The following is an 11,936-nucleotide window of genomic DNA, read 5'->3' as shown; positions in this document are numbered from 1 at the left end:
CGGCCGCCGAGGCGCTCGCGTAGCGTCCCGCCACGCATCCACCCGCGTGGCCCGTGCTCCTGCGCCCGGACGGCCGCCACGCGTTCATCGATGCCCCCGCCGGTACAGCGCTGGGGCAGGTTGCGGCGCATCCTTACCTGGAGAAGCTCGCATGGCAATCGATTCCCGGGTCGTCCGACGCGTGGCCGCGGCCAGCGTGATCGGCGCGACCGTCGAGTGGTACGACTTTTTCCTGTACGGCGTGGTCGCCGGCATCGTGTTCGACAAGCAGTACTTTCCGTCCGGCGACGCGTTCGTGTCGACGATGCTCGCGTATGCGACGTTCGCGGTCGGCTTCGTCACGCGGCCGCTCGGCGGCTTGCTGTTCGGCCATCTCGGCGACCGTGTCGGGCGCAAGTCCGCGCTGATCCTGACGATGCTGATCATGGGCGTGTCGACGGCCGGCGTCGCATTCCTGCCGACCTACGCGCAGATCGGCATGTGGGCGCCGGTGCTGCTGCTGACGCTGCGCGTGCTGCAGGGCATCGGCCTCGGCGGCGAGTGGGGCGGCGCGGTGCTGATGGCCTACGAGTACGCGCCGCCGCACCGGCGCGGGCTGTATGCGAGCCTGCCGCAGATCGGGCTCGCGATCGGGCTGTGCCTCGCGGCCGGCGTGGTCGCGGCGCTGTCGCGTGCGCTGCCGGACGCCGCGTTCCTCGCGTGGGGCTGGCGCGTCGCGTTCGCGGCGTCGCTGCTGCTGGTGGCGGTCGGCTTCTACATCCGCACGCGCGTGGCCGATACGCCCGAGTTCGTCGCGCTCAAGCGCCAGCGGCGCGATACCAAGCTGCCGGTCGTCGAGCTGCTCGCCAACTATCGTCAGGCGATCCTGCTCGGGATGGGTGCGCGCTATATCGACGGCGTGTTCTTCAACGTGTTCGCGGTGTTCTCGATCGGCTACATGACGCGCAACCTGTCGATCTCGCGCGGCGACGCGCTGCTCGGCGTGATGAGCGCGGCGGTCGTGATGTGCGTGTTCATCCCCGTGTTCGGCAGCCTGTCGGACCGGCTCGGCCGCGCACGCGTGTACCGGTGGGGCGCGACGCTGTGCGGGCTGTCGGTGCTGCCCGCGTTCTGGCTGCTGCAGACGCAGTCGACCAACCTGCTCGCCGTGTGGCTCGCGCTGGTGATCCCGTTCGGGATCTTCTACGCGATGGCGTACGGGCCGGAAGCCGCGTTGTTCGCGGAGCTGTTCGATGCGAACGTGCGTTACACGGGCATCTCGTTCGTCTACCAGGTGTCGGGCATCTTCGCGAGCGGCCTCACGCCGATCGTCGCGACCGCGTTGCTGCGCGTGAACGGCGGGGCGCCGTGGCTCGTCGGGGTTTACGTGATGTTGTCTGCACTCCTGTCGATCGTGTCCGTGCGGGCGATCGAGAAACGCGGCGGCGTGGACGGCGTCGCGGTGCGCGCGGTGTGACGGCGGGCAGGGCGGGGCGCGGTGCGGGGTCGTATCGGTGGCGCGGTCGTCGGTCGGTGTCGTGCCGGTGCCCACGTCCACGTCAACGCCCACGCCCACGCCCACGCCCACGCCCACGCCCACGCCAACGCCAACGCCAACGCCAACGCCGCCGATCGTCGTTGTCAGCCGTCCGTCCGCTGCTGCCGGTCGTTCGGCATCCCGGTGGTGTCAGGCCCGCACCGCGACCACTGCCGATCGTCACCCGCCACCGGTTGCCCGCCATTCGGCCGCCCGCGCGCTGGTCCAAGCGAATCCGGTCCACTGGCCCTACCTGCGAAAAATCGGCCTGCCTACACTTTCCTCGACAGATCGCCGCATTGAAGCATCTGCACACGATCGACCCGAAGAGAACGATCAGGAGACAGGCATGACCAACAGGCAGTCGGCAGCATTCGCCCGTGCGGCGAGCGCGCGCCTCGCATCAGTCAGTCGAATCGCCTCGTGCGCCCGTTGCGGCGCGGCAGGCAAGCCCGCGTCGGAGGTCTGAGCATGTCGACCCCTTCCATCGAACGGTCCGCGAGCGGCTTCGCCGGCGGCCGGGCCAACGATACGCGTTACGACCCGACCTACGATCCGCTCGTGTCGTCGGGGCCCGGGTGCGGCAAGCAGTACGCGCCGACCTACTGGGTCGCGACGGCCGGCACCCCGCCGCCCGACGACGGCCCCGTCACGCGCGATCTCGATGTCGACGTCGCGATCATCGGCGCCGGCTACACGGGCCTCGCCACCGCGCTGTGCCTCGCGCGGGACCACGGCATCAAGGCCGTCGTGCTCGAGGCGAACCGCACGAGCTGGGGCTGCAGCAGCCGCAACGGCGGGCAGGGGCAGAACGCGTCGGGCCGGCTGTCGCGCTCGCAGTGGATCGAGCGCTGGGGCAAGGACGTCGCGCTGAAGATGCACGAAGAGATCCTCGAAGGCTTCGACAACTTCAAGTCGCTCGTGTCGGAAATCGACTGCGATCCGCAGCCGGGCGGCCATTTCCTGATCGCGCACCGTCCGCGCATCATGGCCAAGCTCGCGGCCGAGGCGAAGGTGTGGAAAGACGTGTTCGGCTATCCGTCCGAGCTGCTGAGCGCCGAAACCTTCCGCCGCGAATTCATCAACGACCACGAGGCGGCCGGCGCGCTGCACGAGCCGGAAGGCATCGGCATCCATGCGCTGAAGCTCGCGTTCGGCTACCTGCGCCTCGCGCGCGAAGCCGGCGCGAAGGTGCATACGAGCAGCCCCGTGCTCGGCTTCGAGACGATCGACGGCGTGCACCACCTGCGCACGCCGGGCGGCGTCGTGCGGGCCCGCGCGGTCGGCATCGCGACCGGTGCGTACACCGCGCAGACGCTGCATCCGTCGCTGCGCAGCAAGGTGATGCCGATCCTGTCGAACTCGATGGTCACGCGCCCGCTCACCGACGCGGAGATCGATGCGTGCAATTTCCGCACGACGCAGGTGCTGACCGATACGCGCACGCTGCGCTTCTACTACCGTTTCCTGCCCGATCGCCGTTTGCAGATCGGCAGCCGCAGCGCGATCACCGGTGACGATGCGCCGAACCCGCGCCACTTCGATTTGCTGAAGGAAGGGATGGGGCGCAAGTTTCCGGCACTGCGCGGCGTGGAGATCGACTATTCATGGTGGGGCTGGGTCGACGTCAGCCACGACATGATGCCGCGCGTGTGCCAGCCCGACCCGCGGCAGTCGGTGTACTACGCGCTCGGCTACGGCGGCAACGGCGTGTCGTATTCGCAGCAGGCCGGCCGCCGGCTGGCCGAGCAGATCGCGGGGAAGGGCGCACGCCAGACGCTGCCCATCTTCACGTCGCCGCTGCCTGGTCACCCGTTCGCGCCGTTCCGGCGCCTCGGGCAACGGATGCTCTACCTGTCGTATTTCAGGAACGACGAAAAGCCCTGAACGTAGCGCATATCGCCCGGCGCGACGCAACGCGCGCCGGGTCGTCCAACACAATAAAAGCAACAGAAATCCGTGCGGCCGGGGCTGCAGGCGCCCCTGTACGCGCCGTCGCCGGCGGCGTCCGCGTTCACCCGACGGTGGCGTGCGGGCGGCGTCCGGACAACTGGATATGGAGAAGACATGCAACCCTCGAATCAGAGTGACCTGAAGTGTGGACTCAAGCAGCGCCACATGACGATGATCGCGCTTGGCGGCGTGATCGGTGCCGGGCTGTTCGTCGGCAGCGGTGTGGTGATTCAGCAGACCGGGCCGGCGGCGATCCTGTCGTTCCTGATCACGGGCGGGCTCGTCGTGCTCGTGATGCGGATGCTCGGCGAGATGGCCTGCGCGATGCCGGCCGTCGGTTCGTTCTACGAATACGCGCGGCTCGCGTTCGGCAACTGGCGCGGGCCTGGCAAGATGGCGGGCTTCCTGACCGGCTGGATGTACTGGTATTTCTGGGTGATCGTCGTCGCGCTCGAAGCGGTGGCCGGCGCCAAGCTGATCCAGTTCTGGCTGCCCGATACGCCAGCGTGGATCATCAGCCTGGCGCTGCTGGTCGTGCTGACGCTCACGAACCTGATTTCGGTCGGCAGCTACGGAGAGTTCGAATTCTGGTTCTCGTCGATCAAGGTCGGCGCGATCATGGTGTTCCTGTTCCTCGGCGGCCTCTACGTGCTCGGCCTGTGGCCCGCGTCGATGCACACGACGTCCGTGCTGCCGACGCTGCTCGGCCACGGCGGCTTCATGCCGCTCGGCATCGGGCCGGTGATGAGCGGGGCGGTCGCGGCGACCGGCTTCTACTTCGGCGCTGAAATCGTCACGATCGCGGCGGCCGAGGCCAAGGAGCCGGCGAAAGCGGTTGCGAAGGCCACCAATTCGGTGATTACCCGCGTGCTGGTGTTCTACGTCGGCTCGGTCGCGCTCGTTGTCGCGCTGGTGCCGTGGAATTCGCATCAGATGGCCACGCCGTACGTGAGCGCGCTCGAAGTGATGGGCCTGCCCGCTGCCGCCAACGTGATGAACGCGATCGTGCTGACGGCGGTGCTGTCCGCGCTCAACTCGGGCCTCTATGCGGCGTCGCGGATGCTGTTCGCGCTGACCCGCCACGGCGACGCGCCGGCCGCGCTCGCGAAGGTCAACAAGCGCGGCGTGCCGGTGCGCGCGATCCTGCTCGGCACGGTGTTCGGCTACGTGTCGGTCGTGATGTCGTACGTGTCGCCCGACACCGTGTTCGCGTTCCTCGTCAACTCGTACGGCACCGTCGCGCTGTTCGTGTACGTGCTGATCGCGTTCTCGCAACTGCGCCTGCGCAAGCGTCTCGACCCGGTGGCCGCCAGCAAGCTGCGCGTGAAGATGTGGGCGTATCCGTACCTCACCTGGGTCGCGATCATCGGCATGGTCGGCATCCTCGTCGCGATGGCGTTCATCCCGGACCAGCGCAAGCCGCTGTGGCTCGGTGTCGCCAGCCTGGGCGTGCTGGTCGTCGCCTACGGGCTGACGCGCCGCAGCCGCCGCGAGCATCTCGACGACAGCGAACTGCTCGCCTATCCGCCGCGGTGATGCATGGTAATGCGCGGTAACGCATGACGCCGAAGGCCCGGCCCGCACGCCGGGCCTTCGCGCATGCGGCTGCCGGCCCGATCCGATGGATCGCCGGGGCAACTATCGGGTCGACCGATAGCACCGATCAGAGGATGCGACTTTATGTCGGCCGCGTGCCGGCATAGCATGGATGAACCGATTCACGGGTGCGCCCCGGCGGGCGCGCCCTCATCCGCGAACGAGGACAGACGATGGAACATCGGGCACGCGAGCGCGACGAGCAGGCCGAGATCAAGACGACGACGTGCTACATGTGCGCGTGCCGCTGCGGCATCCGCGTACACCTGCGCGACGGCGAGGTGCGCTACATCGACGGCAATCCGGAGCACCCGCTGAACCAGGGCGTCATCTGCGCGAAAGGTTCGTCGGGAATCATGAAGCAGTATTCGCCCGCGCGGCTCACGCAGCCGCTGATGCGCAAGCCGGGCGCCGAGCGCGGCGACGCGCAGTTCGAGCCGGTGTCGTGGGAGGTCGCGTTCGACGTGCTCGAAAAGCGCCTCGCGCACCTGCGCGCCACCGACCCGAAGCGCTTCGCGCTGTTCACCGGCCGCGACCAGATGCAGGCGCTCACCGGCCTGTTCGCGAAGCAGTTCGGTACGCCGAACTATGCGGCGCATGGCGGGTTCTGCTCGGCGAACATGGCGGCCGGGATGATCTACACGATCGGCGGCTCGTTCTGGGAATTCGGCGGGCCCGATCTCGACAACGCGAAGCTGTTCTTCATGATCGGCACCGCGGAAGACCATCATTCGAATCCGCTGAAGATCGCGCTCGGCAAGTTCAAGCGCGCGGGCGGCCGCTTCATCGCGATCAATCCGGTGCGCACCGGCTACGCGGCGATCGCCGACGAATGGATTCCGATTCGCCCCGGCACCGACGGCGCGCTGTTCATGGCGTTGATGCACGAGCTGATCGCGCGCAACGCGTTCGATCTCGAATTCGTGTCGCGCTTCACGAACGCGGCCGAGCTGGTCGACCAGCGCGACGGCGCCGACACGTTCGGGCTGTTCGTGCGCGACGCCGGCGCGCCGGAGGTCAATGCACTGTATCCGCAGAACCGGATGTGGTGGGACACGAAGACGAACCGCGCGGTGCTGCATCACACGGAAGGCGCCGAACCGGCGCTCGACGGCCGCTATACGCTCGACGACGGCACGCCGGTCGCGCCGTCGTTCACGCTGCTGCGCGAACAGGTGGCCGAGTGCACGCCCGAATGGGCGGCCGACATCACCGGCATCGCGGCCGATACGATCCGCCGCCTGGCGCGCGAGATGGAGACGGTGGCGCGCGACCACGCGATCGAGCTGCCGGTGCGCTGGACCGACTCGTGGGGCAAGGAACACGAATCGGTGAAGGGCGTGCCGATCGCGTTCCATGCGATGCGCGGGCTCGCTGCGCATTCGAACGGCTTCCAGACGATCCGCGCGCTCGCCGTACTGATGTCGCTGCTCGGCACGATCGACCGGCCGGGCGGCTTCCGGCACAAGGCGCCGTATCCGCGCGCGGTGCCGCCGTCGGCGAAACCGCCGAACGACCCGGCGCAGATCAAGCCGAACACGCCGCTCGCCACCGGTCCGCTCGGCTGGCCGGCGGGCCCCGAGGACCTGTTCGTCCATCCGGACGGTACGCCCGCGCGGCTCGACAAGGCGTTCTCGTGGGAATACCCGCTCGCGGTGCACGGGCTCATGCATTCGGTGATCACCAATGCGTGGCGCGGCGATCCCTATCCGATCGACACGCTGCTGATCTTCATGGCCAACATGGCGTGGAATTCGTCGATGAACACGACGGAAGTGCGCAAGATGCTGGTCGACAAGCGCGACGACGGCGAATACCGGATTCCGTTCCTCGTCGTGTGCGATGCGTTTGCATCGGAGATGACGGCGTTCGCCGACCTGATCCTGCCCGACACGACTTATCTCGAACGGCACGACGTGATGTCGGTGCTCGACCGGCCGATCTCCGAATTCGACGGGCCGGTCGACTCGGTGCGCGTACCCGTCGTGCCGCCGACCGGCGAATGCAAGCCGTTCCAGGAAGTGCTGATCGAGCTCGCGAGCCGGCTGAAGTTTCCGGCCTTCACGACCGCGGACGGCCAGCGCAAGTATCGCGACTATCCGGATTTCGTCATCAACTTCCAGACCGCACCCGATTCGGGCACCGGCTTCCTGATCGGCTGGCGCGGCAAGGACGGCGACAAGGCCGTCGTCGGCGAGCCGAACCCCGACCAGTGGAAGCGCTACGCCGAGAACAACTGTGTGTACCACCACCGGCTGCCGGAGCCGCTGCAGTACATGCGCAACTGCAACGGCCCGTACATGCAGTGGGCGGTCGACAACGGGATGCGCAAGTTCGGCGTGCCGATCGTGATCCAGCTCTACTCGGACGTGATGCAGAAATTCCGGCTCGCCGCGCAGGGCCGCACGACCGGCCGCCAGCCGCCCGACCATCTGCGCGAGCGCATCGCGCGCTATTTCGATCCGCTGCCGTTCTGGCATCGTTCGCTCGAAAGCGGGCTGACCGATGCGCACCGCTATCCGCTCGCGGCGATCACGCAGCGGCCGATGGCGATGTACCACTCGTGGGATTCGCAGAACGCGTGGCTGCGGCAGATCCACGGCGAGAACCATCTGTTCGTGAACCCGGTGACGGCCGCGGCGCAGCAGATCGAAGACGGCGCGTGGATCTACGTCGAATCGCCCTGGGGCAAGGTGCGCTGCCGCGCGCGCTACAGCGAGGCGGTCGAACCCGGCACCGTGTGGACCTGGAACGCGATCGGCAAGGCGGCCGGCGCGTGGAACCTCGGGCCGCAGGCGGGCGAGTCGCAGCGGGGCTTCCTGTTGAACCACGTGATCACGGACGAGCTGCCGGATGCGGCACGCGGCGGTGCGCGGATGTCGAATTCCGATCCGGTCACGGGGCAGGCCGGCTGGTACGACGTGCAGGTGCGGATCTATCCGGCCGAAGCCGATGCGGCGACGACCTTGCCGCAGTTCGCGCCGATGCCTTCGCTGCCCGGCACGCCGCGCGTGCTGCAGCGCGTACAGGCGTATTTCGCGGGAACCGGCGCATTCGCCGCGCGGCTGCGGCGCGCGACGTCGGCCGGCCCGAAATCTGAAGATCGCTGATCGAAGGAGCACCACCATGACCCAGATGGCCCTCGTCATCGACCTGAACGTGTGCGTCGGCTGCCATGCCTGCGTGACGAGCTGCAAGGAATGGAACACGTCGGGCGAAGCCGGCAGTCTCGCGGATATGCGTCCGTACGACGACGATCCGTCCGGCACGTTCTTCAACCGCGTGCAGACCTACGAAGCGGGCGTGTTCCCGATGACCGACACGATCCACTTCCCGAAGTCGTGCCTGCACTGCGAGGATCCGCCGTGCGTGCCCGTCTGTCCGACCGGCGCGAGCTACAAGCGCAAGTCGGACGGGATCGTGCTGGTCGACTACGACAAGTGCATCGGCTGCAAGTACTGCGCGTGGGCGTGCCCGTACGGCGCACGTGAGCTCGACGAAGGCCGCAAGGAAATGACGAAGTGCACGCTGTGCGCGGACCGCATCGACAACCAGGCGCTGCCCGAACGCGACCGGAAACCGGCCTGCGTGCTTGCGTGCCCGACGTCGGCGCGGCTGTTCGGCGACGTGCACGATCCGGAATCGGAGGTGTCGCGCGCGATCCGCGAACGCGGCGGCTATCAGCTGATGCCGGAATGGGACACGCGGCCGTCGAATCATTACCTGCCGCGCGTGAAGACCGAAGCGTCGTGCGGTTGCGGGAGCAGCAGCGGGTGCGGCAGCGCGTCGGGCGGCGTCGATGAAGACGAGTCGCTCGAAGCCCGCGCGGCGCGCGGCGACCTCAACCTCGTGTCGCTTGCGACGCAGCGCTGAGCGCGACGCGCTTCATTCATACGAAAAACCGGAGTCCCCATGCGCCCAGCCTTTTCGGTCGTCTTTCTCACCACGCTGTGCGGTGCCGCACAGGGCCTGTTGCTGACGCTCGTGATCGTCGAGGCGCTGGCACGGCTGGCCGGCGTCGACGTGGCCGCTGCGTTCTACGTAACGGGCGCCGCGCTGTCGGTCGTACTCGGCGCACTCGGCCTGCTGGCGTCGTTCTTCCATCTCGGCCATCCCGAACGCGCATGGCGCGCAATCGCGATGTGGCGCACGTCGTGGCTGTCGCGCGAATGCATCGCGCTGCCGGTGTTTCTCGCGTGTGCGTTCGCGTATGGCGCGGCACACCTGTTCGGCTGGCCCGACACGTTGCTGATCGGCGCGGTGGGCGCGCTCGCGAGCGTCGCGCTGTTCGTATGCACCGCGATGATCTACGCGTGCCTGCGCTTTCTGCAGGAATGGGCGAGCCCGCTGACGCTCGTGAACTTCGTGCTGCTCGGCTGCGCGTCGGGCTGCACGCTGGCGACGGCCTGCGCCGCGTGGCTCGCGCCGGCACTGGTCGGCCGGCTCGCGGTGGCCGCCTGCGTGCTGACGCTCGCGGGCGGTGTGGCGCGGCTCGCGTCGCTCGCACGCAATGCACGGCTGCGGCCGAAGTCGACCGTGCAGAGCGCGACCGGGATCCGCAGCGAGAAGGTCGAGCAGAAGTCGCGCGGCTTCACGGCCAGCGCGTTCAATACGCGGGAGTTCTTTCACGGGCAGGGCAACGGCACGCTGCGTGCGGTGAAGGCCGGCTTCCTGATCGGCGCATTCGCGGTGCCGTTCGTGCTGACCGGCGCGGGCGCGCTTGCGCTCTCGCCGACGTCGGTTGCGGCGGCCGTCGCGCTCGGCGCGGCGTTCGTGATCCAGTATGCGGGGCTGGTTGCGGAACGCTGGTTCTTCTTCGCGGATGCGCGGCATCCGCAGAACATCTACTACCAGCGCGCGTCATGACGTTGCATGTGCGCTGCCACGCCGTGCGGGAACTAGAACGTTTCCGCGAGCGCGCGAGCCGCTTCCTGCAAACGCGGGACGTGGTCGAGCAGCCGCGACAGCGGTGCGCGCGACACGGGCGCATGCACGGCGACCGCGGCGATGCACGCGCCGTCGTCACCGACGATCGGTGCCGCGATGCACACGATGCCCGCGACGAATTCCTCGTTGTCGATCGCGACGCCCTTGTGCGCGGTGCGGTCGAGTTCGGCTTCGAGCAGTTCGGCGTCCGAGATCGTGTTCGGCGTATAGCGCGGCAGCGCCAGCGCGCGCACCAGCGCGGCCCGTTCGTCGCCCGGCAGCAGCGCGAGCAGCAGCTTGCCGCTGGCGCTGCAGTGCGCGGGCACGCGCGAGCCGGGTTTCAGGTCGAGCCGCAGCGGCCAGTCGGCCTCGACGCGGTCGAGATAGACGACTTCCGTGTCGTGCAGTGCGGTCAGGTTGCAGGTTTCGCCGAGATCGGCGACGAGCCGTTCGAGGATCGCGTGGCGCAGCCGGCGCGCGCCCGCATGCAGCATCACGCCGGTGCCGAGCCGTGCGAGGCGCGGGCCGATCGCATACGCGTTCTTGCGGCCCGGTTCGCGGATCACGAGGCCGCCGGCTTCGAGCGACGCGAGCATCCGGTGCAGCGACGCCTTCGGGATATCGACTTCGCGCACGAGATCGGCGAGCGACACGGCATCGCCGGCCTGGACGAGATGTTCGAGCAGCGCGAAGGCGCGCAGCGTGGGCGTATCCGCGGGCAGCATGGCAGGCGTTCCGGAAACTGGATTGCGGCCATTGTACCGAACGGCCCGGCAGGCCGGCCGCGCGGGGCGGCGGGCGCGGCGAACCGGTACGCATTTTCGGCAATGGAACGAATCGTTCCGTAAACACGACTGGCGCGGGCGCGACGATCGATGCCTGCGCGATAAGCAACGACAGGAGCGCAACGCAATGGATGGGGTGACGAACAAGCCGGACTGCATGGTGTCGGTCCGCGAACGGTTCGGGTTCGATTCGGACCTGATGGTGCCCGCGTTCGGCACGCGCGACGATCACGTGCCCGATATCGACGATGCATACCGTTTCAACCCGGACGTCACGCTCGCGATCCTCGCCGGCTTCGCGCGCAACCGCCGCGTGCTCGTGCAGGGGATGCACGGCACCGGCAAGTCGACGCATATCGAGCAGGTCGCGGCCCGGCTGAACTGGCCGTGCGTGCGGGTGAACCTCGATGGCCACATCAGCCGGCTCGATCTCGTCGGCAAGGATGCGATCGTCGTGCGCGACGACGTGCAGGTGACCGAATTCCAGGAAGGGATCGTGCCGTGGGCGCTGCAGCGGCCGGTCGCGCTGATCTTCGACGAATACGATGCGGGTCGGCCCGACGTGATGTTCGTGATCCAGCGGATTCTCGAACGCGATGGCAAGTTCACGCTGCTCGACCAGAACCGCGTGATCCATCCGCATCCGTCATTCCGGCTGTTCGCGACCGCGAACACGGTCGGACTCGGCAACCTGAACGGGCTCTACCACGGCACGCAGATGCTCAACCACGCGCAGATGGACCGCTGGAACGTGGTCGCGACGCTCGACTACCTGCCGCGCGACGAGGAGATCGGCATCGTGCGTGCGCGCGTGCCGGAACTCGCGGACGAAGCGGGCCGCCCGCTGCTCGAATCGATGGTGAGCCTCGCGGAGCTGACGCGCAACGGCTTCGCGACCGGTGACCTGTCGACGCTGATGTCGCCGCGTACAGTGATCAACTGGGCCGAGAACTGCCAGATTTTCCGCGATCCGGCGCTCGCGTTCCGGCTCACGTTCCTGAACAAGTGTGACGACGCCGAGCGGCCGGTCGTCGCCGAGTATTACCAGCGCTGCTTCGGCGAGGAACTGGCGGTCGCGTCGCGGGCCGGCGGCGGCGAGCCGGGCGTCAGCGCCTCGATGTAGTTCGCGTAGAACGACAACTGGTCGAGCGGACGCACGA

Annotated in this window: 8 protein-coding genes; 7 read left to right on the top strand and 1 reads right to left on the bottom strand. The window is 68.1% G+C overall.

Annotated features, from left to right (window positions below):
- The first annotated feature begins 151 nt into the window (after window positions 1-151).
- The 6 genes from G3N99_RS24975 (at window position 152) to G3N99_RS24950 (ending at window position 9,931) form a co-directional block, all read left to right on the top strand.
- Window positions 152-1,456 carry an MFS transporter gene (locus tag G3N99_RS24975; protein WP_206123724.1) on the top strand — a complete coding sequence of 435 codons (1,305 nt, stop codon included), beginning with the start codon at window positions 152-154 and terminating at the stop codon, window positions 1,454-1,456.
- A 531-nt stretch (window positions 1,457-1,987) separates the two neighbouring features.
- On the top strand, window positions 1,988-3,403 hold the full coding sequence (locus G3N99_RS24970) for an FAD-binding oxidoreductase (protein WP_206123723.1): 1,416 nt from the start codon (window positions 1,988-1,990) through the stop codon (window positions 3,401-3,403).
- A gap of 180 nt (window positions 3,404-3,583) precedes the next feature.
- On the top strand, window positions 3,584-5,005 hold the full coding sequence (locus G3N99_RS24965) for an amino acid permease (RefSeq protein WP_089427832.1): 1,422 nt from the start codon (window positions 3,584-3,586) through the stop codon (window positions 5,003-5,005).
- 233 nt (window positions 5,006-5,238) lie between these two features.
- A complete protein-coding gene (locus G3N99_RS24960) occupies window positions 5,239-8,175 on the top strand; it encodes a molybdopterin oxidoreductase family protein (protein WP_206123722.1) in 2,937 nt (978 codons plus the stop codon).
- 16 nt (window positions 8,176-8,191) lie between these two features.
- Window positions 8,192-8,938, top strand: a complete 747-nt coding sequence (locus G3N99_RS24955; protein ID WP_206123721.1) for a 4Fe-4S dicluster domain-containing protein — start codon at window positions 8,192-8,194, stop codon at window positions 8,936-8,938.
- Window positions 8,939-8,977: 39 nt separating this feature from the next.
- Window positions 8,978-9,931 (top strand): DmsC/YnfH family molybdoenzyme membrane anchor subunit, encoded by a 954-nt coding sequence (locus tag G3N99_RS24950; protein ID WP_206123720.1) that lies wholly within the window; start codon window positions 8,978-8,980, stop codon window positions 9,929-9,931.
- 32 nt (window positions 9,932-9,963) lie between these two features.
- Here the strand turns inward: G3N99_RS24950 and G3N99_RS24945 are convergent, their stop codons facing one another.
- Window positions 9,964-10,716: an IclR family transcriptional regulator gene (locus G3N99_RS24945; protein WP_206123719.1), complete on the bottom strand. Its 753-nt coding sequence runs from the start codon at window positions 10,714-10,716 to the stop codon at window positions 9,964-9,966.
- A gap of 187 nt (window positions 10,717-10,903) precedes the next feature.
- Here G3N99_RS24945 and G3N99_RS24940 point away from each other — a divergent pair, with 187 nt between their 5' ends.
- Complete coding sequence (locus G3N99_RS24940) at window positions 10,904-11,899, top strand: AAA family ATPase (protein ID WP_206123718.1); 996 nt, start codon at window positions 10,904-10,906, stop codon at window positions 11,897-11,899.
- Window positions 11,900-11,936 lie beyond the last annotated feature (37 nt).

The sequence above is a fragment of the Burkholderia sp. Ac-20392 genome, assembly GCF_017104585.1.
Classification (GTDB): Bacteria; Pseudomonadota; Gammaproteobacteria; order Burkholderiales; family Burkholderiaceae; genus Burkholderia; species Burkholderia lata.
The sequence above is the reverse complement of the archived record's forward strand: the minus strand, read 5'-3'. Positions and strand labels throughout refer to the sequence as shown.

Coding starts and splice junctions, on each gene's coding strand:
- G3N99_RS24970 (WP_206123723.1), top strand. CDS start 1,988: ATGTCGACCCCTTCCATCGAACGGTCCGCGAGCGGCTTCGCCGGCGGC.
- G3N99_RS24965 (WP_089427832.1), top strand. CDS start 3,584: ATGCAACCCTCGAATCAGAGTGACCTGAAGTGTGGACTCAAGCAGCGC.
- G3N99_RS24975 (WP_206123724.1), top strand. CDS start 152: ATGGCAATCGATTCCCGGGTCGTCCGACGCGTGGCCGCGGCCAGCGTG.
- G3N99_RS24955 (WP_206123721.1), top strand. CDS start 8,192: ATGACCCAGATGGCCCTCGTCATCGACCTGAACGTGTGCGTCGGCTGC.
- G3N99_RS24960 (WP_206123722.1), top strand. CDS start 5,239: ATGGAACATCGGGCACGCGAGCGCGACGAGCAGGCCGAGATCAAGACG.
- G3N99_RS24950 (WP_206123720.1), top strand. CDS start 8,978: ATGCGCCCAGCCTTTTCGGTCGTCTTTCTCACCACGCTGTGCGGTGCC.
- G3N99_RS24940 (WP_206123718.1), top strand. CDS start 10,904: ATGGATGGGGTGACGAACAAGCCGGACTGCATGGTGTCGGTCCGCGAA.
- G3N99_RS24945 (WP_206123719.1), bottom strand. CDS start 10,716: ATGCTGCCCGCGGATACGCCCACGCTGCGCGCCTTCGCGCTGCTCGAA.